Below are 24,401 nucleotides of genomic sequence, written 5' to 3'. Positions count from 1 at the left end.
TTTCCTCGCAAATTTTGTACTGATACCGGTTTTGCCGGCCTCAGATTGACAAGCGGGCAGCCGGCTCGTATCTTCGCCGGCTTTATTTACTGAACCAGTGCCGAAAACGGCCTTACGAGTACACCGACGTGGAAGAAGATTTCCCCAGAATCAAGCGCTTACCTCCCTATGTCTTCAATATCGTCAATGAGTTGAAGGCCAAGGCGCGAGCCCGTGGCGAGGACATTATCGATTTTGGGATGGGTAATCCGGACCAGGCCACACCCCAGCACATCGTCGACAAGATGGTTGAGGCCACCCAGCGCAAGGACACCCATCGTTATTCCATGTCACGTGGCATCCCGCGCCTGCGTCGGGCGCTGGCCAGCTGGTACAAGGGTAAATATGATGTCGACCTCGACCCCGAGTCCGAGGTCATCGTCACTATCGGTTCCAAGGAGGGCCTCGCACACCTGGCGCTGGCCACCGTCGGGCCTGGCGATGCGGTACTTGTGCCCAACCCGTGTTACCCGATTCATACCTATGGTTTTGTCATCGCCGGCGCCGATATCCGCCATGTGCCACTGGTGCCGGGCGTCGACTTTTTCACCGAGCTTGAAACCGCGATCAAGAATACCTGGCCGAAGCCGAAGATGCTGGTTCTGAACTTCCCCGGTAACCCGACCACCGGTTGTGTTGAACTCGACTTTTTCGAGAAGGTGATCGCGATCGCCCGCGAACATGAGATCTGGGTCGTTCACGATATCGCCTATGCCGAGATCGTCTTTGATGGTTACAAGGCACCGTCGATCCTTGAAGTACCGGGCGCAAAGGATGTCGCTGTTGAGTTTTATTCGCTCTCTAAGACCTACAACATGCCAGGCTGGCGTGTCGGTTTCATGGCGGGCAACCCGAAACTGGTTGCGGCCCTGGCGCGCATGAAGTCTTATCATGACTACGGCATGTTTACGCCGATCCAGGTTGCCGCGATCCATGCCCTGGAAGGCCCACAGGATTGCGTCAAAGAGATTTGTGATATGTATCAGAACCGTCGTGATGTCCTCTGCGAGGGCCTGAATGCGATTGGCTGGCACGTCGAAAAACCCAAGGCGACCATGTTTGTCTGGGTGCCGATCCCGGAACCATACAAGGCCATGGGGTCGCTCGAATTCTCGAAGAAATTACTCGAAGAGGCCAAGGTCGCGGTATCGCCAGGGATTGGTTTTGGTGAGTACGGTGATGACCACGTGCGCTTCAGCCTGATTGAAAATGAACACCGCACACGCCAGGCCATTCGCGGTCTGCGTAACATGTTTAGAAAAGATAATGTGCTGCAAGCGGCAGCAGTAGGAGAAGAACTTTGAATCCGGTTAATGTCGGCCTGCTAGGCCTGGGTACGGTAGGTAGTGGCACAGTCAATGTACTCGCTCGCAATGCCCAGGAAATTACGCGTCGTGCCGGACGTGGCATCGTTGTCACCCACGCCGCGGCACGTAATCTTGATGCCCCACGAAATTGTTCGACCGAGGGTATCAAGCTGACTACGGTACCGATGGATGTGGTTAACGACCCGGATGTCGATGTCGTGGTGGAGTTAATTGGTGGTTATGACCTGTCGCGGGAACTGGTGATGCAGGCCATTAACAATGGCAAACATGTTGTCACTGCCAACAAGGCGCTGATTGCCCTGCACGGTAATGAAATCTTCAAGGCCGCACAGGACAAGGGTGTCATGGTCGCCTTCGAGGCCGCCGTGGCCGGTGGCATTCCCATTATCAAGGCGATTCGTGAAGGCCTGGCCGGTAACCGCATTGAGTGGCTGGCCGGGATCATCAATGGCACCGGTAACTTTATCCTCACCGAGATGCGTGACAAGGGCCGTGACTTTGCGGATGTACTGGCCGAGGCACAAAAACTCGGTTATGCCGAGGCCGACCCGACCTTTGACGTCGAGGGTATCGATGCCGCGCACAAGCTGACTATTCTTGCCTCGATCGCCTTTGGTATCCCGTTGCAGTTTGAAAGCACCTACACCGAGGGTATCAGCCACATTACCCGTGAAGATGTCGATTATGCCGGTCAACTCGGTTACCGCATCAAACACCTGGGACTCTCGCGCCGTACCGCAGAGGGTATTGAACTGCGTGTGCACCCGACCCTGATCCCGCAACGTCGCCTGATCGCAAATGTTGATGGCGTCATGAATGCCATTCTCGTCAAGGGTGATGCCGTCGGCCCAACCCTGTACTACGGTGCCGGTGCCGGTGCCGACCCGACTGCCTCTGCCGTAGTCGCTGACCTCGTCGATGTTGTGCGTGCCATGACCGCCGACCCGGAGAACCGTGTTCCTCACCTGGCCTTTCAGCCGGATGCCCTGTCGGATACACCGATCCTGCCGATGGAGCAGGTCGAAACAGCCTATTACTTGCGCCTGCAGGCCAATGATAAGCCGGGCGTGCTCGCCGATATTACACGCATCCTTGGAGAGGCTGGCATCAGTATTGAAGCCATTTTGCAAAAAGAAGCGGCACTGGATGAGATCAGTGTGCCGATTATCCTGTTGACCCACCGTATTCGTGAGAAGCAGATGAACGCAGCGATAGCGCAAATTGAGGCGCTCGATAGTATTCATGGTGAAGTCGTACGTATTCGCCTGGAAACCCTTGACGCCGACTGAATTAAAACGGAGTAAGCAACATGCCATTTCGACCACGTTATACCGGACTCATTAATAAGTACCGCGACCGTCTGCCGGTCTCGGATGATACCCGCCTGATCAGTCTCGGCGAAGGCAATACGCCACTAATCCGCCTTAATAATATCCCGCGTGAGATAGGTAAGGATGTTGATATTTACGTCAAGTATGAGGGTCTGAACCCAACCGGCTCGTTTAAAGATCGTGGTATGACCATGGCCGTGACCAAGGCCGTGGAGGAAGGTAGTACGGCGATCATTTGCGCCTCAACGGGTAATACATCGGCGGCGGCCGCCGCCTATGCCGCGCGCGCTGGTATTACCGCCTTTGTGCTGATTCCGGAAGGCAAGATTGCCCTCGGTAAACTCTCACAGGCCATGATGCACGGTGCCGTTGTCATCCAGATCAAGGGTAACTTTGATGAAGGTATGCAACTGGTGAAAGAGGTTGCTGAAGAGGCACCGGTAACGATCGTTAACTCCATCAACCCATACCGCCTGCAAGGCCAGAAGACCGCCGCCTTTGAGATCGTTGAAGAACTCGAGTGTGCCCCGGACTTCCATTGCCTGCCCGTCGGTAATGCCGGTAATATCACTGCCCACTGGATGGGTTACAGCGAATACTTTGAACATGGCGTGGTCAATAACCGCCCGCGCATGGTCGGCTATCAGGCCGCCGGTTCCGCACCGTTCATGCGCGGCGAAATGGTGGATAATCCGGAGACGGTTGCTACAGCGATTCGTATTGGCCACCCGCAGAGTTGGGACAAGGCCTGGGTAGTAAGAGAAGAATCCGATGGCTGGTTTGACGAGTGTACGGACGAAGAGATCCTCGCTGCACAGAAATTGCTCGCCGAGAAGGAGGGTGTGTTCTGTGAACCGGCCTCGGCCACTTCGCTGGCCGGTGCCCTGCGCGATATCAATAGTGGCAAGATACCGGAAGGCAGCAAGGTCGTCTGTACCCTGACCGGCCACGGCCTGAAAGACCCGGACACGGCCATCAAGCAAAGCACACGTGCCTTGATCACAGTTGATGCGACACTGGGTGCGGTGAAGTCTGCCATCCTCGATAATATGGAAGACTAGACGGGGGCATATTCTCCTATGCGGATAGTGACGTCATCCCGGCTAAGCCTTGTCTTGCCGTCGCTGCCCGATGAAAATCCTGAGTTTCTCCAGTATCTTCAGGCCTGCGCCGAGCAGGCCAGTGAACCGCTGAATCTTTTCCATAAGCTCCTTGCGCGCGCAGATAAAATGGCCATGCCTGTCACCGACAGGCATAGCCTGGTTTTTTACCTGTTAAGCGGTGAGGTGCAGACTTCTCCACCTGTTGCCGCCCTGCGTGCCCTGGCAGATGGATTGCAACCTGCCGATGAGGCTTATTGGTTGTGTGCTGATCCTGTGCACCTGCACCCGGACCTGGACCACTTGTTGTTGTTTAGTGGCGAGTCATTTTCCCCTACCCCCGCGCAGGCCAGGCAGTTGGTTGAAGAACTGAATCAACTCTTTCGTGAAGATGCTCTCGAGTTTATTGTCGGCACACACGAGCATTGGTACCTGCGTTGTCGGCAAGCCCCGGATGTCAGTTTCACCCCGTTAGACAAGGTATTGGCGCGAAATATTTTACACTTTTTACCAGTGGGCCCAGAGCAAGCGACGTGGCGGCGCTATCTGAATGAGATGCAAATGCAGATGACGGCCAGCGAGGTCAATCGACAGCGTGCCGAATCGGCTATGGCCGAGGTGAACAGCGTCTGGTGCTGGGGTGGCGGCAAGCTTCCAAAATGGTCACCCGAATATGGTTCAAGTGCATTCAGCCGTGTCTACACACAACAGGCCTTTAGCCGGGGACTGGCCCGGTATATGCGGGTAGAGGTGGGCGATGTGCCTGGTTCAGCCGGAGAGTGCGTGCTTGATGACACGGAACAATTGCTGGAGTTTGCCGAGTTGGCTGAGCGTGATGACCCACAGGCCTTCATGCGGTTCCTGAGCGGCTTCGAGCGTGATTACCTGCAGGTATTATGCTCTGATATGAAGCAGGGTAAGCTTGATGAGTTAGTGATTTATTTTGCCGGGCAACGATTCTGCCTGAATCGCAAGACGATGCGTCGTTGGTGGCGTCGCCCGCGTCAGTTAACTGAGTTATTGGCCTGAATATAATGAGTCAGATTGAAAAAACCATTCTGCGTCGCGAGGCCAGCGCTACACTCGGTATGAAGGGTCAGCACCCTGTATTGTCACGTATCTATGCGGCGCGTGATGTGAAGGCCGACGAAGACCTTGATTACTCGCTGGCGAATCTTTTGCCCTATCAGGACTTGCTCGGCATGCGTGAGGCAACCACGCTGCTCGCCGATGCGGTCATGCAGGACAAACGCATGGTTATCGTCGGTGATTTTGATGCCGACGGGGCGACCAGTAGCGCCCTGATGATGCGTGCCCTGCGCATGCTCGGTGCGCAGCAGGTCGATTATCTGGTGCCAAACCGTTTTACCTTTGGTTATGGTCTGACGCCGGAGATTGTGGAACTGGCCGCGGAACGTAAACCAGATCTACTGATAACCGTCGATAATGGTATCTCCAGTATTGCCGGAGTCAGGACCGCCAAACAATATGGCATGCAGGTGATCGTGACCGATCACCATCTGCCCGCCGATGCGTTGCCCGAGGCCGATGCCATTGTGAACCCGAACCAGCCGGGCGACAGCTTTCCCTGCAAGTCGCTGGCCGGTGTTGGCGTGGCCCTGTATGTGATGTTTTCACTGCGTGCCGAGTTGCGCCGGCGCGATGGATTTACGCTCAAGGGGATTACTGAACCGAACCTGGCCGTCTTGCTGGATCTCGTCGCCCTTGGCACAGTCGCGGACGTGGTGCCACTGGAACGCAATAATCGTATCCTTGTTGCCCAGGGTCTGGCACGTATTCGTCAGGGTAAATGCTGTGCCGGTATTACGGCGTTGCTGAAGGTGGCCGGGCGAGATCAGCAGACCTGTGTTGCCGCTGACTTTGGTTTTGCGGTGGCACCGCGCCTGAATGCGGCGGGGCGGCTGGAGGATATGTCGATCGGCATCGAGTGTCTGCTCACCGATGAACCGAAGCAGGCCCTGGCACTGGCACAACAACTCGATGCCCTCAACCATGAACGGCGCGCCATTGAACAGGACATGCGCGAACAGGCCTTTGCCGCACTGGACAGCCTGCAGTTCGATGATGCCCAACAGCCGGTCGGTGTGTGTCTGTATGACCCGGGCTGGCACCAGGGTGTGATCGGCATCCTTGCCTCGCGGGTCAAGGAACGCCTGCATCGTCCGGTGATCGCCTTTGCCTCGGGAGATAGCGGAGAACTAAAAGGCTCGGCGCGTTCGATCCCCGGACTGCATATTCGTGATGCCCTTGATGCCGTGGCGGCGCATAATCCTGGCCTGATCAGCAAGTTCGGTGGCCATGCCATGGCCGCCGGTCTGAGCCTGCCTGAGGCGCAGTTCGGGCGTTTTTGCGAGGCCTTTGATGCCGAGGTGCGCCGGCAACTCGATGAGGAGGACCTGAAGGGTGTCGTGCTTAGCGACGGCGAACTGGCCAGTACAGAGCTGAACCTGGCGTTTGCCGAGACCCTGCGCAATGCCGGGCCCTGGGGGCAGGGCTTTCCGGAACCGACCTTCGATGGCGAGTTTGAACTGGTCAGCCGGCGTATTGTTGGTGAACGGCACCTGAAACTCATGTTACGCAAGCCCGGCGAGCAGGCCTGTATCGATGGCATCGCCTTCAATATCACCGACGCCGATTGGCCGAGCCGGGTGGAACGCCTGCGTCTTGCCTACCGTCTCGACGTAAATGAGTTCCAGGGGATGCGTACGGCACAGCTCATGGTTGAGCACATCGAGGTGCTGGCTTAATTAAACACAAGGCTGGATAGTCCGGACTGGCCATAAAGGCGATTTAAAACAGGCATTTTGTAGTCAGATCGGTCGCGCTGTAGTAACATTCAGCACTTTGTAATCACTGTTTGGCCGACATGCTGGAACTGAACCCCATCTATACCCGGATCAAGGATATGCAACTTCGCTCTGACGAGCTTAGGGGGTATCTTTGACTACGATAACAAGTCTGAACGCCTGACCGAGGTCAGCCGCGAACTTGAAGACCCCGATATCTGGAACGACCCCGAGCGCGCGCAGGCCCTTGGCCGTGAGCGTGCCATGCTCGAGCAGGTCGTCGAGACCCTCGACACCCTAAATGCCGCCCTCGACGAGGCCAGGGAACTGCTTGAACTGGCCGAGGCCGATCAGGACGAGGACACGGTCGAGTCGGTGGTCGCCGACCTGGACAGTCAGGAAGAGGGGCTGGCCAAGCTCGAATTTCAACGCATGTTCTCCGGTAAGATGGACGCGAACAATGCCTTTCTCGATATCCAGGCCGGTTCCGGTGGTACTGAGGCGCAGGACTGGGCCGAGATGCTGCTGCGCATGTATCTGCGCTGGGGTGAACAGCACGGTTTCAAGACCGAGATCATCGAGGCCTCGGCAGGGGAAGTCGCGGGTATCAAGTCGGCCACCGTGCAGTTCAGCGGCCCCTATGCCTTTGGCTGGTTGCGTACCGAGAGCGGTGTGCACCGGCTGGTAAGAAAATCACCGTTTGATTCCGGTAACCGCCGACATACCTCTTTCTCTGCGGTGTTCGTCTCACCGGAAGTCGATGATGATATCGATATCGATATTAATCCGGCCGACCTGCGTATTGATGTCTATCGTGCCAGTGGCGCCGGAGGTCAGCACGTTAACCGTACCGAGTCGGCGGTGCGAATTACGCATAATCCTACAGGCACCGTGGTGCAATGTCAGAATGACCGCTCGCAGCATAAGAACAAGGCCACGGCCATGAAGCAACTCAAGGCCAAGCTATATGAACTGGAAATGCAAAAACGTAATGCCGAATCTCAGGTTGTGGAAGACAGCAAGTCTGACATCGGTTGGGGCAGTCAGATCCGCTCCTACGTGCTCGACCAGTCACGCATTAAAGACCTGCGTACTGGTGTAGAAACCGGCAACACCCAGGCCGTGCTTGATGGCGATCTGGACAAGTTTATTGAAGCGAGCCTGAAGAAGGGCTTATAAAAACGAAACTGAACTGATATTTATTTCAACGGTAACCACTATGGCCGACAACGAAGAACACGAACATATTGCCCAGCGCAGGGCGAAATTGGACTCGCTACGCGAGGAAGGCATCGCCTTTCCGAATGATTTCCGTCGTGATGTCATGGCAGGTGAACTACATGCTGAGTACGGTGATAAATCCAAGGAAGAACTCGATGCCAGTCCGGTGCGAGCCAGTGTTGCCGGCCGCATGATGACGCGGCGTGTTATGGGAAAGTTGAGCTTCTGCCATATCAAGGACATGTCCGGTGATATTCAGTTGTACGTTGCCAGGGATGAGTTGCCTGAGGGAGTCTACAATACGCAGTTCAAGAAGTGGGACCTGGGTGACATTATTGGCGCGGAGGGCGTGCTCACGAAGACGGACAAGGGCGAGTTGTCAGTCAGGGTAGATAGCGTGCGCCTGCTAACCAAGGCATTGCGTCCCTTGCCGGACAAATTTCATGGCCTGGTTGACCAGGAGGCACGTTATCGTCAGCGTTACCTTGACCTGATTATGAATGAGACCTCGCGTAACACCTTCAAGGTGCGTACGCAGATCATTAGTTATATCCGTAACTTCTTTAACGCGCGTGACTTCCTCGAGGTGGAAACGCCGATGATGCAGACTATACCCGGTGGTGCAGCGGCTAAACCGTTTCTGACCCATCACAATGCACTGGATATGCAGTTATACCTGCGTATTGCGCCGGAGCTTTACCTGAAGCGTCTCGTCGTCGGTGGCTTTGAACGTGTTTATGAGATCAATCGTAACTTCCGCAACGAAGGGCTATCGACGCGCCACAACCCGGAATTCACCATGATTGAATTCTACGAGGCCTATGCCACATATCACGACCTCATGGACCAAACTGAAGAATTGCTGCGAGGACTGGCCGAAGATCTGCTAGGCAAGTCGGTCATTGAATATCAGGGGGAGCAGTATGACTTTGGCAAACCGTTCACGCGCATGTCGGTCACCGAATCCATCCTGCACTTTAACCCGGAGGTAACGGCTGCACAGATAGCTGAACTGGATGGCGCGCGTAAAGTGGCCGAAGGTCTCGGTATCCCGCTCAAGGACAGCTATGGTCTGGGCAAGGTACAGATCGAGATATTTGAGAAAACCGTCGAACACCGTCTCAAGGACCCGACCTTTATCACCGCTTACCCGGCCGAGGTCTCGCCACTGGCACGGCGTAATGACAATGACCCGCATGTTACCGACCGTTTCGAGTTCTTTGTCGGCGGCCGGGAGATCGCCAATGGTTTCTCCGAGTTGAATGATGCCGAGGACCAGGCCGAACGCTTCCGTGAGCAGGTCTTGCAAAAGGATGCCGGTGATGACGAGGCCATGCACTTTGATGCCGATTACGTCGTCGCCCTTGAGCACGGTATGCCGCCAACGGCAGGTGAGGGGATCGGCATCGACCGCCTGGTGATGTTATTTACCGACTCACCATCGATCCGTGACGTGTTGTTGTTCCCGCATATGCGACATAGAGAAGATTGATGTTTTGAACTAAAGGCCCAACGCAAAGACGCAGAGGCGCAAAGGCCGCAGAGAAGTTAAAAATGAATGTAATACGGGCAATTACTTTGCGTTCTCTGCGTCTTCGCGTCTCTGCGTTGGGCTTTTAAAAAATAATCAGACTTATTAATGAGCATCATTTATCCATCAATGACATTTCTATCCCAGAAGTGATTTCTGGATATCATCGAGGTCTTCAAAACCGTCCATATCGACGACGTTGACATCACCACCCAGTCCGAGCTTCACGCAGGCAGGCACGTCGTCAAAATTGACGCTGGCGAGCGGGTGGTTGGTACCAATATAGGATTGCAGGTTGGCGACCTGTACCAGGTCAACATAATCAATCTCATCACCAGAATTGCGGCTCAGGTCTTCATGTTCGGCAGCCACCGCGCTGATCTCGGGCAGGAAGTGCCAGGATTCGAGGATCATCTTGCCCAGGCGCGGGTGCAGTTCCTTGATGAGTTTATCCAGCGTTGCTTCATCCTCCAACAGCTCCGGCATGTCTTCCGCGGCGACAAGAATCGGCAGGGCACCGATGTCATGCACCAGACCCGCCAACATCGCCTGATCTTTTTTCAACTTGGTGAATTGCGAACAAAGTACCTGAGAGATACTCGCCACCTGGGTGCTGTGTTCCCAGATATGGCGCAGGCGCTTGTCAGTAACTTCTGATGTGGCCTGGAACATTTGTTGCATCACCAGACCGGTAACGATGTCGCGGGTGGTGGTAAAACCGAGTCGGGCCACGGCGGTCTGTATGTCCTCGATCTGCTTGTTACCACGGTACATCGGGCTGTTGGCGACCTGGATCAGTCGCGCCGAGAGCGCAGCATCGGTACTGATAACGTCAGCCACTTCTTTGGCCGAAACATCCTCATTTTCAACGGTATCCCGGACTTTCAGGGCTACCTCGGGAAGTGTAGGTAAGACCAGCTGATTACTCTGAATATCTTTAATCAACTGTGAGTAAAATTCTTCCGCAGACAGCACGTTAATCTCCTGATTCTTAATTTTTATTGCTCTTTGTCCATAGTCTAGTCCGCCACAGGAAAAATAACAGTAGTTTTTCCCAGTAATATTTGGGGCTAGGTCCTGAAGTCTCAGGCCTCGCGTTCGAGCGGTACCGGGTAATCCAGTGGGATAAAGTTTAATAGCGGGCCACCGGCACTGTGCAGGTGGACGTCGCCGTTGTCGACGCTATTGATCTGGACCACGGCGAGTAATTCATAACCGCCCTCTACCGCCGGGCTGGCCATGACCACCCGCCCAGTCCCCTGGCCACTGTCACCGTCCGGGGCAAATAGCGCATCACCGGCTTGTGGCGGGTTGTCACAATCGACCCGTGCACGGTACATACGCCGCTTAAGTTTGCCGAGGTAGTGCATGCGGGCGACGATTTCCTGTCCCGGGTAACAACCTTTTTTGAAACTGATACCGTTAATCGCATGCAGGTTGATCATCTGTGGCACAAAGGCCTCAACATTTTTCAGGTAGACGGAGGGCAGACCGGCTTCAATATCGAGGAGTTGCCAGGCACGGTAGCCAACCGGTGTGCACGTGGCAGACAGCTTTTGCCAGACTGACCGCATCTCGGCAACCGGTCCACTCAGCAGGTAACGTACGGCCTTGCCTGGCAGGCGTATGAGGGTGAGCGCGCCATGCCGGCAGGTGCCGGAAGCCTCAATGGCCGTAGCACAAAGATGTTGTTGCACCAGACTGTCTGCCTCGGGTCCTGCCAGCCCCAGGCAAGCGTTTTCCTCACTGACATCCTCGAGTGTGACCTTGGCCATGAGCACATACATTTTCAGACGCTTGAGAATGGCCGGCAGGTTATCAACGGGTAACAGCATGTAATAGGCATTATCCTGGCGATAGAGCCAGAAGCTGGCGAGGATACGACCCTTCGGCGAGCAGTAGCTGTTCAGTTGTGCGCTTTGTTCGTCGATTTGTTTGATGTCATTACTGAACTGTCCCTGCAAAAAATCGGTTGCCTCTTCACCGCTGATGCGAATAACCCCGATGGGTGACATATCGGCCATGATGGTCGTGGTTTTTGTTGCATGGGCCTCTTCGTGGGCATCGGCAAAAACAGGCCAGCCTTGCTCATCCAGGCGGGCTTGTTGGTTTTGCAAAAATTTTATCCATTCGCTACGCATGGTTAATAAGTGTCTGGTTGAGAATTTATGTGCATTATAGCAGCTCGCGGGCAAAGGCATGCGCCGCATTGCACAAGCTAAATGGTCGCGCTATGCTGCTTATAGTTACCAGACTTGCTGGAACAGGAAAATACCTATAACACCATGAATAAACCGGGTGCACCTGTCTTTTTGAACCTGTTACAGATCCATCTGCCCGTCACGGCGATCCTGTCGATTCTGCACCGCCTTTCCGGTGCAATATTATTCCTGATCCTGCCCGGGCTTATCTATGTCCTGCAGGAATCCCTGCACAGTGCCGAGCGTTTTAATCAACTACTGGCTTTACTGGTTACCAGCCTGCCGGCCAGGCTGCTGGCATTTGTGTTGTTGTGGGCCATATTCCACCATTTGTTTGCCGGCTTGCGGTTTTTATTGCTTGACCTTGAGTGGGGTATCCAGCGCCGCCAGGCCAGGCTGACGGCATGGCTGGTCAATGCTCTGGCGCTGTTGACGACGGTGTTACTCTGGGGGTGTCTATGACGGGGGGCTTGAGCGGTTTTCGCGCCTGGTTGTTACAGCGGGTCACGGCTATATACCTGGCCTTGTTTGTGCTGTTTATACCTTTATATATGTGGCAACAGGCTAGTCGTGACTACCTGGCCTGGCGAGGGCTGCTGGCCGAACCCGTTATCGCCTTGCTCTTTGCCCTGTTTTTCCTTGCCCTTTGTCTGCATGCCTGGGTCGGTGTGCGCGATATCCTGGTGGATTATGTGTCTGCGCTGGGCCTACGTTTCTTGCTGCTGAGCATGACGGCGATTATCTTGATCAGCCAGTTGCTCTGGGCCTGGTCGATCTTGCTCGTTAATAGTGGGGTGGTCTGATGAGTTTGGTCCGGCGCAAGTTCGATACGCTGGTGATTGGTGCCGGTGGTGCGGGTCTGCGTGCTGCCTTGCAGTTATCCCAGGACGAGGCCATGGTCGCAGTGGTCTCCAAGGTCTTTCCGACCCGCTCCCATACTGTGGCCGCTCAGGGCGGGGTAAATGCCTCACTCGGTAATGTGACCGAGGATAACTGGCACTGGCACATGTTCGATACCGTCAAGGGCAGTGATTATCTCGGTGATCAGGATGCGATTGAATATATGTGTCGGGCGGCACCGCGCATCGTCTATGAACTCGAGCACATGGGTGTACCGTTTTCGCGCAAGGATGATGGCCGGATCTATCAACGTCCGTTTGGTGGCCAGAGTCAGAATTTTGGTGGTGCGCAGGCGACCCGAACCTGTGCCGCCGCAGACCGGACCGGTCATGCGATCCTGCATGCCTTGTATCAACAAAATATCGCCGCCCGCACCCACTTTTTTGATGAATATTTTGCCATCGAACTTTTGCGTGATGACGAAGGTTATATCCTTGGCGCACTGATCATGGACATTGCCACGGGTGAACCCATGGTGATCGAGGCCAAGACCACGTTGTTGGCCACCGGCGGGGCGGCGCAGATCTTCCGTACCTCGACCAATGCCATGATCAATACCGGCGACGGTATGGGCATGGCGTTGCGTGCCGGGATCCCAATGCAGGACATGGAGTTTTTCCAGTTCCACCCGACCGGTATGGCCGGCAAGGGCATGTTGATCACCGAGGGCGCGCGCGGTGAGGGTGGTTATCTCATCAATGGCGAGGGCGAGCGTTTTATGGAACGCTACGCGCCGAAGGCCAGGGACCTGGCCAGTCGTGACGTGGTCAGTCGGGCCATCGCTGTCGAGATACGCGAAGGCCGTGGTTGTGGGCCGAACAAGGATCACATCCTGTTAAAGGTCGATCACCTCGGTCGCGAGGTTGTGCACAAGCGCCTGCCGGGTATTTGTGATATGACACAGACGTTTTTGAATATTGACCCGGCCGATAAACCGATCCCGGTTTTTCCCACGGCTCACTACACCATGGGCGGGATCCCGACCAACCGCCATGGCCAGGTGGTGATCCCGGTATCCTCCGGGCCGGAAGAAGAGGTGCCAGGCCTGTACGCCGCCGGCGAATGTGCCTGTGTCTCGGTACACGGGGCGAATCGGCTGGGTGGTAATTCGCTACTGGACATCCTGGTCTTTGGGCGGGCCTCGGCCAACCATATCAAGCAGTACCTGACTGAAAACCGTCATCACCGTGAGTTGCAGGAGTCGAGTATCGACGTGGCCATGCAGCGTCTGCAACGCTGGCAGCAAAAGGGCGAGGGGGAGTCGGTCGCCGGTCTGCGTAACGAACTAAAACGGGTCATGGAACAACACTGTGGGGTCTTCCGTACCGAAGAGGTCCTGCAGGAAGGTCTGGACAAGGTACTCGCTATCGAGGCGCGACTGCCCGATGCCCGGCTGACGGACCATAGTCAGGCCTTTAACACGGCACGCATCGAGGCACTGGAACTGGAAAATCTCATGGATGTCGCCATCGCAACGGTGTGTTCGGCACTGGCCCGCCAGGAGAGTCGCGGTGCGCATTCACGTATGGATTATCCAGAACGAAATGACGTGAACTGGCTGAAGCATACCCTGTTCTATAAAGATGGCCGGCAGTTGGATTTCAAACCGGTACATACAAAGCCTATGTCGGTGGAGACCTTCCCGCCCAAGGAACGGGTGTACTGAGATGCGTTTTTCTATCTATCGTTATGACCCGCAGACGGATAGCACACCACGCATGCAGGAATATGAACTGGCCGTGCAGGATGGCATGATGCTGCTCGAGGCACTCAACCTGCTCAAGGAAGAGGATGAGAGTTTATCCTTCCGCCGTTCGTGCGGGGAGGGCGTGTGTGGTTCGGATGCTATGAATATCAATGGTCGTAATGGCCTGGCCTGTATCACCCCGGTTTCTTCACTGGGCAACAAGGTGATATTGCGGCCCTTACCCGGGCAACCGGTGATCCGTGACCTGATCGTCGACCTCTCGCAGTTCTATAAACAGTACCGTGCCGTTAAACCCTGGTTACAGAATGACGAACCGGAACCCGAGGTCGAGCGTCTGCAAAGCCCGGCCCAGCGTGAGGAACTTGACGGCCTGTATGAATGTATCCTCTGCGCCTGTTGCTCAACGGCCTGCCCCTCCTTCTGGTGGAACCCGGAACGTTTTCTTGGTCCGGCGGCCCTGTTGCAGGCCTGTCGTTTTGTCGTCGACAGTCGTGACCAGGCCACTGAGCAACGTCTGACGATGCTTGATGATGCCTATAAGCTGTTCCGCTGTCACAGTATTATGAACTGTGCCGAGGTCTGCCCGAAGGGTCTGAACCCGACCCAGGCCATCGGCCGGATCAAGCAGGGCATGCTGAAGAAGTCGTTATGATGACAGCCGATACCGCCTCAGCGGCGCATGCGCGTCTGTACTGGCAGTGTCGACGTGGCATGCTCGAGCTCGATACCCTGTTACAGGGTTTCCTTGAGCGGGGTTACGCTGCGCTCGATAGACAAGGCCAACAGAGTTTTAACGCGTTGCTTGATTGTCCGGATACCGAACTGCTCGAATACCTGATGGGCAGACAAAGACACAGGGAGGTGCATATCAATCATGTCATCGAGGCGATCCGACGCTGCGCTGCACCTTAAGCGACGTCGCTCACGGCAACTGGCGATACTGCTGACTGGCATGCATGCGCTTGGCCTGTTCATGCTCTGGCCGTTGTCTGTGCGATTTGGCCTGTATGTGCTTCCCGCTGTGCCACTGTTGCTCCTGAGCCTTGTGCATGTGTTGTCCCACCATGTTGTGCTAAAGGGGGGCTATGCTGTGACCGAGATAACCGTAACCACTAATAACGAATACCTGTTGGCTATGGCGGATGGATGTCAGCTGCCGGCGGTATTGCGCAAGGGCAGTTACGTGCATCCCCGGTTACTCGTCTTGAACTTCAGGCTGGGGCAGTGGCCCTGGTATCTCAGCGTGCCGTTGTTAAGTGATAGCGCCGACAAAGATATCCTGCGTCGTCTTCGTGTCAGGCTGAAGGGCCTGCGTGATAGTGAACTGGGGAAACTGGCCTAGGCAATCTGTGCCGCAGGGGCCTGATAATTATCGGGGACGAGAATGGTACTGTGGGCATATTCACTACTGGTCTGCGGGTAGTCGAGGGTGTAGTGCAGGCCACGACTTTCCTTGCGTTGCATGGCGCTGCGGATGATGAGGTCTGCCACCTGGGTCAGGTTGCGCAACTCCAGCAGGTCATTGGTGACGCGGAAGTTGCCATAGTATTCATGAATTTCACTGTTTAACAGGTCGACGCGGCGCTTGGCACGTTGCAGGCGCTTGTCTGTGCGTACAATACCCACATAGTCCCACATGAAGCGGCGCAGTTCATCCCAGTTGTGACTGACCACGACCTCTTCATCAGAATCCGTAACCCGGCTTTCATCCCATGGCGGGATGTGTTTCGACAAACCCCATTGTGGAATGGCACGTTGTATATCCTTGCTGGCGGCCTCGGCGAATACCAGGCACTCGAGCAGGGAGTTACTCGCCAGGCGGTTGGCGCCATGCAGACCGGTATGGGCGGTTTCACCAATGGCATACAGGCCATCAACATCGGTACGGCCGTGTATATCGGTCATGATACCGCCGCAGGTGTAATGGGCAGCCGGTACCACGGGTACGGGTTCTGCGGTCAGGTCATAACCGTACTCCAGGCAGCGCGCATAAATGTTCGGGAAATGGCCGCGGATAAATTCAGCGGGTTTATGACTAATATCGAGGCAGACATGGTCGATACCCAGGCACTTCATCTCGTGGTCAATGGCGCGGGCAACGATATCGCGTGGTGCGAGTTCTGCACGCTTATCAAACTGTTCCATAAAGCGACTGCCGTCCGGCAGGCGCAGTTTGCCCCCTTCGCCGCGAATCGCCTCGGTGAGGAGGAAGGTCTTGGCCTTGGGGTGATAGAGGCAGGTCGGGTGAAACTGGATAAATTCCATATTGGCGATACGGCAACCGGCGCGCCAGGCCATGGCAATGCCGTCACCGGTCGAGACGTCCGGGTTGGTTGTGTACAGGTAGACCTTGTTGGCGCCGCCGGTGGCGAGGACCACACTGCGTGCGGTGAAGGTCTGTACATGACTACTGTTACGGTCTAGCACATAGGCGCCGAGTACGCGGTTGCCGGGCAGGTCGAGCTTGGCACTGGTGATGAGGTCAACCGCGATATGGTGTTCATACAGGGTGATATTCTTGTGGGCACCGACGCGCTCACTGAGTGTGGTCTCCACGGCACGACCGGTGGCATCGGCGGCATGGATGACGCGGCGGCGGCTATGCCCACCCTCGCGTGTCAGGTGGTAACCGCCGGAACCGTCCTCGCCGGGTTCACGCGTAAACAGTACACCCTGGTCGATCAGCCATTGGACGCTGTCGGCGCCGTGTTCGACGACTTGTCGTACCACCTCGGGGTCGCTGAGGCGACCACCGGCGTTGAGGGTATCCTCGACATGGGCATCGATGGAATCCTGATTATCGAGCACGGCGGCGATACCCCCCTGAGCATAGAGGCTGGCGCTTTCAGTTAGCGGACCCTTGGCGATCAGCCCAACCCGGACCCGGTCGGCGAGGCGCAGGGCGAGGCTAAGACCGGCGATACCACCACCGATAATCAGGACATCATGTGTATACTGTGTGCTCATTGGCTGGATTTGGGGCCTGAACGCCAGGCTGGGTCATGAAATTCCGGTTTTCCAAGGCTGTAGGGCATGAGAATATAATAAAAGTCTCATGCTGGCGAACTAATATACCTGAAAAAGGTCTATGTAACAGGTAGATGAGCAGTGCTACCAACGAATAAAGGGGAAGGCCCGGATGGGCGAGAAGAATGCGGACAGCGCGCTGGTAGCGCGGGTTCAGGGCGGTGACAAGCGGGCCTTCGATTTGCTGGTGCTGAAATACCAGCAAAAGGCACTGAACCTGATCTCGCGTTACGTACGTGATCAGGCCGAGGCGCAGGATGTTGCCCAAGAGGCCTTTATCAAGGCCTACCGGGCCTTGGCGAATTTCCGCGGTGACAGTGCGTTTTATACCTGGTTTTACCGCATTGTCATCAATACCGCGAAGAATTATCTGGTCGCGCAGGGTCGCCGACCGCCGCGTGATGATATTGAGGCCAGCGACGCTGAACAATATGACGGCGCACATGGTCTAAAGGAATACGATACACCGGAAAGGTTGCTGCACAGGGACGAGTTGGAGCAAGCGGTGTACCAGGCCATTGAGGCCCTGCCGGAAGACCTGCGCACCGCGATTATGTTGCGCGAGTTGGAAGGCATGAGTTATGACGATATTGCGCAGGCAATGGATTGTCCGGTGGGCACCGTACGCTCACGCATTTTCAGGGCCCGTGAGGCCGTTGATACACGTATTCGCCCGATGTTGGAGGGCGAGGATTATGAGTTATGAAGGGTAGTGCTATGACACCATATGATGAGCAACTTTCTGCCTTAGTGGATGGCGAACTCGAGCCGGCTGAGGCCGATCGCCTAATCGACAAAATGCTTGATAATGACGAACTGCGTTCCCGCTGGTTGCGTTATCAGCAGGCGGGCAGTGCCCTGCGCCGTGAGGCGAGTACAGGTGCTGGTGGAGGGCTGTTGCCGGGTATTCATGCCGCCTTGGCAAAAGAGGCTACCGTTCTCGCGCCACGACTGAAAAGACAACCGCTATCGGCTACCTTCAAGCAGGTCGCCGGCATGGCCGTTGCCGCCACGGTGACCGCTGTTGCGGTATTGACGATTCAACCGGGCGGGCAGGTCTTCGCACCCACTAACCAGCAAGTCGCCAGCACAGCGCCGGTGGCGGTTGAGCAACAGTGGTTGCGCGTCAACAGTAGCAACTGGTCAGATGATCGCCCTGCGGTGGTTTCCAAACTGAACAGTTATCTGGTTAATCATAATGGCTATTCAACGGCCGTGCGGGGTGCTTTGCCCTTTGCGCCGATTGTCACCGCCGGCCGTGACAGGCCGGTAGCCGATGAGGCCGATGAGGGAACAGCCGCCATTGAATATAAACCGGCCGTGGAAAATGCCTTACGATGAAACGTGTTGTAGTATTCCTGTTGCTCTCAATCAATTTCGCCAGTGCCTCGGCGATGGAGAAGATTACCTCTGATACCGTACGTGAGTGGTTGAGCCGCGTAAGTCGTGCAGGTGAAACCCTGAACTACGAAGGTACGTTTGTATACCGTCATGGTGACCAAATGGAAGCCGTGCATGTTATTCACAAATCAGACAGTAAAGGTGAACGTGAGCGCATGGTGTCACTTAACGGTGTCGCGCGCGAAGTCATCAGGAATAATGATAAGGTCATCTGCATCCTGCCGGATAACCGTTCTGTGGTGGTGGATAACCATGGCCCCGAAACCAAGTTGCCCTCTATCCCAAGCGATCTGAGTCAGATTGGTGAGTATTACGACTTTGTTTTCGAAGGTTATGAGCGTGTTGCCTCGCGCCAGGCACGGCGCGTGATGATTCGTCCAAGGGATAATTTTCGTTACGGTTACCGTCTCTGGATAGATGATGCCTTTGAGTTATTATTGCGATCGGAATTACTGGATACGAAGGGTAATGCCATTGAGCAAATTATGTTTACGGACCTGCGTTTGTATGAAAGCCTGGATGAACAGCGGCTCAAACCGAATATTAGTGGTACGGAATACACCTGGGTGACGGACAAGGACGATAAACGCAACGCGCCCATGCCGATGGATGATGGCTGGCAGGCCCGCAAGTTACCGAAGGGCTTTATGATGTCACACCGTAATATGCATCACCTACCGGATAACCGCATGCCTGTTGAGCACCTCGTTTATACAGATGGCCTGGCATGGGTATCTATCTATATCGAAAAGCTTGATACCGAGAAGGATATCCTGCAGGGGTCATCGACGATGGGTGCGGTCAATGCCTATGGACGTATTATGGGCGATTATCATGTCACCGCCGTAGGCGAGGTGCCGCCCTCAACCGTAAAATTAATCAGTGATTCAGTTAACCATCAGCAAAAGCCGTAGTGCCTCATTATGATTGAAGAGCATGCCCGAATTGTCGCTATCGAAGCTGAAACAACCTGGGTAGAAACACAACGCCAGACCACCTGTGGCAGTTGTTCTGCAAAGAATGCCTGTGGTTCTTCCCTGCTGGAACGTTTTACCGGTCAACGTCATAGTCGATTGGCCGTAACCACTGTGCCAGGGCTGGGTTTGGGTGATGAAGTTATCCTCGGGCTGGAGGAGAGTAGTCTTTTGCAGGGTTCTTTTGCCGTATATATGTTGCCGTTGCTGAGTCTGCTGCTATTCGCAGCACTCTCTGAAAATTTGCTTGCGGATAAGTGGATGGCTACGGAAACTGCCGCTATCCTTGGCGGGGTCGTCGGCTTTATGTTGGGGCTATACTGGTTGAAGGGCTATGCCAAACGTGCGCTAATAGACGCACGTTTCCGACCAGTGATTTTACGTCGCGTCGCTGACCCGGCACCGAAACAATCAGTAACCAAGTTGACTCTGGAGTAATCATGAAAGTATTTCCTGGCAAAGCCTTTGTGTTCAATATCGTACTGGGGATGCTTGGCCTGTTTGCCTGGTCGCAAGTACAGGCGCGCAATCTGCCGGACTTCACACAACTGGCTGAAAAAAATAGCCCGGCCGTGGTGAATATCAGTACCACGCAAAAGATTAAGCGTCACCCTCGCATACCGGAAAATTTACAGATACCGGACTTGCCCGAAGACAGCCCCTTTAACGATTTTTTCCGTCACTTTTTTGATGATGAAGGCAATTCACCACAGGAGCGGGATGCCAAGTCACTGGGCTCCGGTTTTATTATCTCTGATGATGGTTATGTGATGACCAACAACCATGTGATACGTGATGCGGATGAAGTGATTGTACGCCTGAGTGACCGTCGTGAATTTTCCGCCAAGGTAGTGGGTAGCGATGAGCGCAGCGATGTGGCCTTGTTAAAAATCGATGCCAGCAGTCTGCCCACGGTAAAGATGGGTAAGTCCAAGGACCTGAAGGTCGGTGAGTGGGTGTTGGCCATTGGTTCACCTTTTGGTTTTGATCACTCGGTAACAGCGGGTATTGTCAGTGCCAAGGGACGTAGCCTGCCGCGCGAAAACTACGTACCGTTTATCCAGACCGATGTAGCCATTAACCCGGGTAATTCGGGTGGCCCACTGTTTAATCTCGATGGTGAGGTGGTTGGGGTCAACTCACAGATATATAGCCGCACCGGCGGCTTCATGGGTTTGTCGTTTGCGATCCCGATCGAAGTGGCCATGAATGTGGCAAACCAGTTAAAGAACACGGGCCATGTGACACGTGGTTGGTTGGGTGTCCTCATTCAGGATGTTACCGCTGAGTTGGCAGAGTCATTTGGCATGGACAAACCCCATGGCGCGCTGGTGTCACGTGTTCTGCCGGATAGTCCGGCTGCCAAGGCCGGCTTCGAGGTTGGCGATATCATCCTCAAATTCAACAGTGATGAAGTTGACCATTCCAAGGACCTGCCGCCGCTGGTCGGGCGCACACCCATCGATACTGCTGTGCCCGTGCGTGTCTTACGCCAGGGCAAGTTACGGACATTGAAGGTCGTGATTGGTGAGTTACCCGGGGATGATGAGATACGCGTCGCCTCAGACAAACCCAAGACCAGCAAACAAAACCGTATTGGTCTTACCGTTACGGACCTCAGCGATGCCCAGCGCAAAAAACGCGAAATTGCCAAAGGCGGGGTACTGGTGAGCCAGTCAGGCGGGATTGCTGCGCGCGCCGGCATACGCCAGGGTGACATCATCGAGATGCTGAACAATGAAGATATCAAGAATGTTGAGCATTTTGAAAAACTGGTGAAAGCACTGCCGGAAAACCGTTCTGTGCCGGTGCTGGTGCATCGCGCCCGTAGCGGTCCGGTCTTCCTGGCCCTGAAAATCACGAATGACGAGTGATGCCCGTGCTGCGGCCATCAATCTGACCCTGTATGGCCGCAGTGGCTGCCACCTCTGTGAAGACATGGAGGAGGCCTTGCTCGATTTTCAACGCGAGTGGGGTTTCGTCCTGAAAAGGCTCGATGTGGATAGCGACCCGGCCCTCGCCGAGGCCTATGGCAGGCTGGTGCCGGTGCTCAAGGACGGCGAGCTGGAGATTTGCCACTATTTTCTTGACCCCAAGAGGCTACATGAGCATTTAGCCCATAGCCTGAATCAGTTATAATCCCCCCATGTGGCGCCTGTCGGGCGCCGGTTTTTTATTGTGTCCTTATGCCAGAACCCTACCAGGTAAGAATCCCATGAAAATGGAGAACATCCGCAATTTCTCCATTATCGCCCATATTGACCACGGTAAATCGACCCTGGCTGACCGTTTTATCCAGGTCTGCGGGGGGCTGAGTGCCCGGGAGATGCAGTCGCAGGTCCTCGATTCCATGGATATCGAGCGTGAGCGGGGTATCACCATCAAGGCACAGAGCGTCTCACTTGATTACAAGTCACGCGATGGCCAGACCTATCACCTGAACTTTATTGATACCCCCGGGCACGTCGATTTTTCCTACGAGGTCTCCCGTTCACTGGAGGCCTGTGAAGGGGCCCTGTTGATCGTCGATGCCTCGCAGGGCGTGGAGGCACAGAGTGTCGCCAATTGTTATACCGCCATCGACCTCGGCCTGGAGGTGGTACCGGTGCTGAACAAGATCGACCTGCCGGCAGCCGAGCCGGAGAGGGTGATTAAGGAAATCGAGGAGATCATCGGTATTGAGGCCGAAGATGCCGTGCGCGTCAGCGCCAAGACCGGTGTCGGTGTCGAGGACTGCCTCGAGCAACTGATTGCGCGTATCCCGCCGCCTGAAGGCGACCCCGATGCACCACTGCAGGCACTGATTATCGACTCCTGGTTTGATAACTACCTCGGCGTGGTGTCGCTGGTCCGTGTCATGCACGGTAGTCTCAGGCCGAAACAGAAGGTGCGAATCATGTCTACGGGTCGGGATTTTCTCGTTGATAAGGTTGGCAGGTTTACACCCAAGCGTATTGAGACGGAATCTCTCGAAGTTGGGGATGTGGGGTATGTGGTCGCCGGTATCAAGGAAATCGCCGGCGCCCCGGTCGGTGACACCCTGACCCGGGCAGATAATCCTTCAAGCAAGCCCTTGCCGGGTTTCAAAAAGGTCCAGCCTCGTGTCTTTGCCGGCCTGTTCCCCATTAGCACGGAAGACTACGAAGACTTCCGTGAGGCCTTGCAGAAATTGAGCCTGAATGATGCCTCGCTATATTTTGAGCCCGAAACATCCCAGGCACTGGGTTTTGGTTTTCGCTGCGGTTTCCTTGGTATGCTGCATATGGAGATTATTCAGGAGCGACTCGAGCGTGAGTACAATCTGGAGTTAATCACCACTGCACCCACCGTGGTCTATGAAGTGCTGACTACCAAGGGCGAGATACTGAAGATAGAAAACCCGGCCGCCTTGCCTGAGGCCAATTACATTGAGGAGATCCGCGAACCAATCATTGTTGCGAATATCCTTACACCACAGGAGTATGTGGGGAATGTGATTAACCTCTGTATTGAGAAACGCGGCGTGCAGAAAAAGATGCAGTATCTGGGTAATCAGGTTAGCTTGAGCTATGAAATGCCGATGAATGAAATGGTGCTGGACTTTTTTGACCGGTTAAAGTCAGTCAGTCGTGGTTTTGCCTCAATGGATTATCATTTTGATCGTTTCCAGTACGCCGATGTGGTCAAGCTGGATGTGATGATTAATGGCGAGCGTGTTGACGCGCTTTCCGCGATTGTGCACCGGGGGCAGAGTCTGGCACGTGGCCGTGATCTGGTTGAAAGAATGCGCGAGATTATTCCGCGACAGATGTTTGATGTGGCTATACAGGCAGCGATTGGCTCGAATATCATAGCGCGCTCCAATGTAAAGGCCTTGCGCAAGAATGTGACCGCCAAGTGTTATGGTGGCGACGTGTCACGTAAACGCAAGCTGCTTGAAAAACAAAAAGCCGGTAAACGCCGCATGAAACAGGTCGGTTCTGTGGAAATCCCACAAGAGGCCTTTATGACAGTATTGAAAGTAAGTAAGAAGTAACAGGCTAAGGAGATTGCCAGGTGGATTTTGATTTTGAGCTTTTATTGGTATCGCTAACCGCTGCAAGCGGGGCTATCTGGGCATTACATCGAGTGTTTTTTGCAAAGGCGGTTACGGCCGACATTCAGTCTGGAAAAGAGGCAGCGAGCGAGCCGGTTGTAGTCGAATATGCGCGCTCCTTGTTCCCGGTGTTTTTTATTGTGCTGCTGTTGCGCTCCTTTGTGGCCGAGCCCTACGAGATACCTTCGGGTTCGATGAAGCCAACGCTATTGGTGGGTGATTTTATTGTTGTCAGTAAATTCAGTTACGGGGTCCGTTTACCCGTCATTGATACAAAGCTCTTTGATGTCGACAGTCCCCAGCGCGGTGATGTGATGGTATTTCGCTATCCACGTGATAATGAAACCAATTACATCAAGCGTGTCGTAGGTCTACCGGGCGATCACATACTTTATATGAACAAAATGCTCTATATTAATAATGAGCCTGTCTCCCAGGAGACCCAGGCTGAGGTCGCGGGGCAGTGTGGTGGCTACAAGGCCATTGAACGTGTTGAAAATCTGCCCGGCGTGGCGCATCGGATCTACGTTTGCCCGCAGGCACCGGACCGTGCCTATGAGTTTACCGTACCCGAAGGGCAGTTTCTGGCGCTGGGTGACAATCGTGATAACAGTAACGATGGCCGTTACTGGGGTTACGTGCCCGAGAGGAACCTGGTTGGCAGGGCAAAGATGATTTGGTTCAGTTCCGATGCATCAAAGGGCTGGTTCTCCGGTGAGCGAATTCGCTGGGGTCGAATTGGTACATCTATAAAGTAA

At 54.8% G+C, this 24,401-nt stretch carries 24 protein-coding genes; 21 read left to right on the top strand and 3 right to left on the bottom strand.

All coding sequences use genetic code 11. The features are described 5' to 3' along the window. The first annotated feature begins 128 nt into the window (after positions 1-128). The 7 genes from alaC to lysS all read left to right on the top strand — a co-directional run bounded on the left by alaC (position 129) and on the right by lysS (position 9,318). Positions 129-1,343 carry an alanine transaminase gene (alaC, locus tag EL386_RS09145; RefSeq protein ID WP_126455508.1) on the top strand — a complete coding sequence of 405 codons (1,215 nt, stop codon included), beginning with the start codon at positions 129-131 and terminating at the stop codon, positions 1,341-1,343. Beyond that, positions 1,340-2,656 carry a homoserine dehydrogenase gene (locus EL386_RS09140; RefSeq protein ID WP_126455506.1) on the top strand — a complete coding sequence of 439 codons (1,317 nt, stop codon included), beginning with the start codon at positions 1,340-1,342 and terminating at the stop codon, positions 2,654-2,656. The genes alaC and EL386_RS09140 overlap by 4 nt, the downstream gene beginning before the upstream one ends. Before the next feature lie 20 nt (positions 2,657-2,676). Next, complete coding sequence (gene thrC, locus EL386_RS09135) at positions 2,677-3,759, top strand: threonine synthase (RefSeq protein WP_126455504.1); 1,083 nt, start codon at positions 2,677-2,679, stop codon at positions 3,757-3,759. A gap of 18 nt (positions 3,760-3,777) precedes the next feature. Beyond that, the gene (locus tag EL386_RS09130) at positions 3,778-4,827 is read left to right on the top strand and encodes a hypothetical protein (RefSeq protein ID WP_126455502.1); all 1,050 of its coding nucleotides are present in this window, start codon (positions 3,778-3,780) and stop codon (positions 4,825-4,827) included. A gap of 5 nt (positions 4,828-4,832) precedes the next feature. Then, positions 4,833-6,566 (top strand): single-stranded-DNA-specific exonuclease RecJ, encoded by a 1,734-nt coding sequence (gene recJ / locus EL386_RS09125; protein ID WP_126455500.1) that lies wholly within the window; start codon positions 4,833-4,835, stop codon positions 6,564-6,566. Positions 6,567-6,685: 119 nt separating this feature from the next. Then, positions 6,686-7,784 (top strand): peptide chain release factor 2 gene (gene prfB / locus EL386_RS09120; RefSeq protein WP_126455498.1). Its coding sequence is split into 2 segments (ribosomal slippage): positions 6,686-6,760 and positions 6,762-7,784, totalling 1,098 coding nucleotides; the frame shifts between segments, so codons are not numbered across the junction. Between the two features lie 40 nt (positions 7,785-7,824). After that, positions 7,825-9,318 carry a lysine--tRNA ligase gene (gene lysS, locus EL386_RS09115; protein WP_126455496.1) on the top strand — a complete coding sequence of 498 codons (1,494 nt, stop codon included), beginning with the start codon at positions 7,825-7,827 and terminating at the stop codon, positions 9,316-9,318. Positions 9,319-9,495: 177 nt separating this feature from the next. Here lysS and EL386_RS09110 read toward each other — a convergent pair whose 3' ends face one another. Both EL386_RS09110 and ygfZ read right to left on the bottom strand, forming a co-directional pair. Next, complete coding sequence (locus EL386_RS09110) at positions 9,496-10,332, bottom strand: HDOD domain-containing protein (RefSeq protein WP_232020185.1); 837 nt, start codon at positions 10,330-10,332, stop codon at positions 9,496-9,498. Between the two features lie 110 nt (positions 10,333-10,442). Next, positions 10,443-11,474 carry a CAF17-like 4Fe-4S cluster assembly/insertion protein YgfZ gene (ygfZ, locus tag EL386_RS09105; RefSeq protein WP_172597682.1) on the bottom strand — a complete coding sequence of 344 codons (1,032 nt, stop codon included), beginning with the start codon at positions 11,472-11,474 and terminating at the stop codon, positions 10,443-10,445. A gap of 168 nt (positions 11,475-11,642) precedes the next feature. On the opposite strand from ygfZ, the gene sdhC reads away from it, so the two are divergent. Genes sdhC through EL386_RS09075 form a run of 6 tightly spaced genes read left to right on the top strand, consistent with a single transcriptional unit; the run spans position 11,643 to position 15,508 of the window. Continuing rightward, on the top strand, positions 11,643-12,020 hold the full coding sequence (gene sdhC / locus EL386_RS09100; protein WP_126457303.1) for a succinate dehydrogenase, cytochrome b556 subunit: 378 nt from the start codon (positions 11,643-11,645) through the stop codon (positions 12,018-12,020). After that, complete coding sequence (gene sdhD, locus EL386_RS09095) at positions 12,017-12,361, top strand: succinate dehydrogenase, hydrophobic membrane anchor protein (protein ID WP_172597681.1); 345 nt, start codon at positions 12,017-12,019, stop codon at positions 12,359-12,361. Before sdhC ends, sdhD begins: the two co-directional genes overlap by 4 nt. Continuing rightward, on the top strand, positions 12,361-14,124 hold the full coding sequence (gene sdhA / locus EL386_RS09090) for a succinate dehydrogenase flavoprotein subunit (protein WP_126455488.1): 1,764 nt from the start codon (positions 12,361-12,363) through the stop codon (positions 14,122-14,124). The genes sdhD and sdhA overlap by 1 nt, the downstream gene beginning before the upstream one ends. 1 nt (position 14,125) lies before the next feature. Next, on the top strand, positions 14,126-14,818 hold the full coding sequence (locus EL386_RS09085; protein ID WP_126455486.1) for a succinate dehydrogenase iron-sulfur subunit: 693 nt from the start codon (positions 14,126-14,128) through the stop codon (positions 14,816-14,818). Beyond that, positions 14,815-15,078, top strand: coding sequence for an FAD assembly factor SdhE (locus EL386_RS09080; RefSeq protein WP_126455484.1), 264 nt, complete (start codon positions 14,815-14,817; stop codon positions 15,076-15,078). The genes EL386_RS09085 and EL386_RS09080 overlap by 4 nt, the downstream gene beginning before the upstream one ends. Next, a complete protein-coding gene (locus EL386_RS09075; RefSeq protein WP_126455482.1) occupies positions 15,041-15,508 on the top strand; it encodes a hypothetical protein in 468 nt (155 codons plus the stop codon). Before EL386_RS09080 ends, EL386_RS09075 begins: the two co-directional genes overlap by 38 nt. Here the strand turns inward: EL386_RS09075 and nadB are convergent. Then, positions 15,505-17,133, bottom strand: coding sequence for an L-aspartate oxidase (gene nadB / locus EL386_RS09070; protein WP_126455480.1), 1,629 nt, complete (start codon positions 17,131-17,133; stop codon positions 15,505-15,507). The two genes, EL386_RS09075 and nadB, sit on opposite strands and share 4 nt — an antisense overlap. Before the next feature lie 172 nt (positions 17,134-17,305). On the opposite strand from nadB, the gene rpoE reads away from it, so the two are divergent. From rpoE to lepB, 8 genes are all read left to right on the top strand, one after another. Next, positions 17,306-17,899, top strand: a complete 594-nt coding sequence (rpoE, locus tag EL386_RS09065) for an RNA polymerase sigma factor RpoE (protein WP_126455478.1) — start codon at positions 17,306-17,308, stop codon at positions 17,897-17,899. Next, positions 17,896-18,534 (top strand): sigma-E factor negative regulatory protein, encoded by a 639-nt coding sequence (locus tag EL386_RS09060; protein WP_126455477.1) that lies wholly within the window; start codon positions 17,896-17,898, stop codon positions 18,532-18,534. Before rpoE ends, EL386_RS09060 begins: the two co-directional genes overlap by 4 nt. Next, on the top strand, positions 18,531-19,508 hold the full coding sequence (locus EL386_RS09055; protein ID WP_126455475.1) for a MucB/RseB C-terminal domain-containing protein: 978 nt from the start codon (positions 18,531-18,533) through the stop codon (positions 19,506-19,508). Before EL386_RS09060 ends, EL386_RS09055 begins: the two co-directional genes overlap by 4 nt. A 9-nt stretch (positions 19,509-19,517) precedes the next feature. Further along, complete coding sequence (locus tag EL386_RS09050; protein WP_126455473.1) at positions 19,518-20,006, top strand: SoxR reducing system RseC family protein; 489 nt, start codon at positions 19,518-19,520, stop codon at positions 20,004-20,006. A 2-nt stretch (positions 20,007-20,008) separates the two neighbouring features. Then, entirely contained in the window at positions 20,009-21,442 is a 1,434-nt protein-coding gene (locus EL386_RS09045) for a DegQ family serine endoprotease (RefSeq protein ID WP_126455471.1), read from the top strand. Beyond that, the gene (locus EL386_RS09040) at positions 21,432-21,707 is read left to right on the top strand and encodes a glutaredoxin family protein (RefSeq protein ID WP_172597680.1); all 276 of its coding nucleotides are present in this window, start codon (positions 21,432-21,434) and stop codon (positions 21,705-21,707) included. The genes EL386_RS09045 and EL386_RS09040 overlap by 11 nt, the downstream gene beginning before the upstream one ends. Before the next feature lie 82 nt (positions 21,708-21,789). Continuing rightward, entirely contained in the window at positions 21,790-23,583 is a 1,794-nt protein-coding gene (lepA, locus tag EL386_RS09035) for a translation elongation factor 4 (RefSeq protein WP_126457301.1), read from the top strand. A gap of 20 nt (positions 23,584-23,603) precedes the next feature. Next, a complete protein-coding gene (lepB, locus tag EL386_RS09030; RefSeq protein WP_126455469.1) occupies positions 23,604-24,401 on the top strand; it encodes a signal peptidase I in 798 nt (265 codons plus the stop codon).

The sequence above is a fragment of the Sulfuriflexus mobilis genome (assembly GCF_003967195.1).
Lineage (GTDB): Bacteria > Pseudomonadota > Gammaproteobacteria > AKS1 > AKS1 > Sulfuriflexus > Sulfuriflexus mobilis.
The sequence above is the reverse complement of the archived record's forward strand: the minus strand, read 5'-3'. Positions and strand labels throughout refer to the sequence as shown.

What these genes read in the sequence shown, in the direction of transcription:
- EL386_RS09130 (WP_126455502.1), top strand. Translation starts at nt 3,778, where the DNA reads ATGCGGATAGTGACGTCATCCCGGCTAAGCCTTGTCTTGCCGTCGCTG.
- EL386_RS09085 (WP_126455486.1), top strand. Translation starts at nt 14,126, where the DNA reads ATGCGTTTTTCTATCTATCGTTATGACCCGCAGACGGATAGCACACCA.
- sdhD (WP_172597681.1), top strand. Translation starts at nt 12,017, where the DNA reads ATGACGGGGGGCTTGAGCGGTTTTCGCGCCTGGTTGTTACAGCGGGTC.
- EL386_RS09055 (WP_126455475.1), top strand. Translation starts at nt 18,531, where the DNA reads ATGAAACGTGTTGTAGTATTCCTGTTGCTCTCAATCAATTTCGCCAGT.
- lysS (WP_126455496.1), top strand. Translation starts at nt 7,825, where the DNA reads ATGGCCGACAACGAAGAACACGAACATATTGCCCAGCGCAGGGCGAAA.
- EL386_RS09050 (WP_126455473.1), top strand. Translation starts at nt 19,518, where the DNA reads ATGATTGAAGAGCATGCCCGAATTGTCGCTATCGAAGCTGAAACAACC.
- sdhC (WP_126457303.1), top strand. Translation starts at nt 11,643, where the DNA reads ATGAATAAACCGGGTGCACCTGTCTTTTTGAACCTGTTACAGATCCAT.
- sdhA (WP_126455488.1), top strand. Translation starts at nt 12,361, where the DNA reads ATGAGTTTGGTCCGGCGCAAGTTCGATACGCTGGTGATTGGTGCCGGT.
- nadB (WP_126455480.1), bottom strand. Translation starts at nt 17,133, where the DNA reads ATGAGCACACAGTATACACATGATGTCCTGATTATCGGTGGTGGTATC.
- EL386_RS09040 (WP_172597680.1), top strand. Translation starts at nt 21,432, where the DNA reads ATGACGAGTGATGCCCGTGCTGCGGCCATCAATCTGACCCTGTATGGC.
- EL386_RS09060 (WP_126455477.1), top strand. Translation starts at nt 17,896, where the DNA reads ATGAAGGGTAGTGCTATGACACCATATGATGAGCAACTTTCTGCCTTA.
- EL386_RS09075 (WP_126455482.1), top strand. Translation starts at nt 15,041, where the DNA reads ATGTCATCGAGGCGATCCGACGCTGCGCTGCACCTTAAGCGACGTCGC.
- EL386_RS09080 (WP_126455484.1), top strand. Translation starts at nt 14,815, where the DNA reads ATGATGACAGCCGATACCGCCTCAGCGGCGCATGCGCGTCTGTACTGG.
- thrC (WP_126455504.1), top strand. Translation starts at nt 2,677, where the DNA reads ATGCCATTTCGACCACGTTATACCGGACTCATTAATAAGTACCGCGAC.
- EL386_RS09045 (WP_126455471.1), top strand. Translation starts at nt 20,009, where the DNA reads ATGAAAGTATTTCCTGGCAAAGCCTTTGTGTTCAATATCGTACTGGGG.
- rpoE (WP_126455478.1), top strand. Translation starts at nt 17,306, where the DNA reads ATGGGCGAGAAGAATGCGGACAGCGCGCTGGTAGCGCGGGTTCAGGGC.
- lepA (WP_126457301.1), top strand. Translation starts at nt 21,790, where the DNA reads ATGGAGAACATCCGCAATTTCTCCATTATCGCCCATATTGACCACGGT.
- recJ (WP_126455500.1), top strand. Translation starts at nt 4,833, where the DNA reads ATGAGTCAGATTGAAAAAACCATTCTGCGTCGCGAGGCCAGCGCTACA.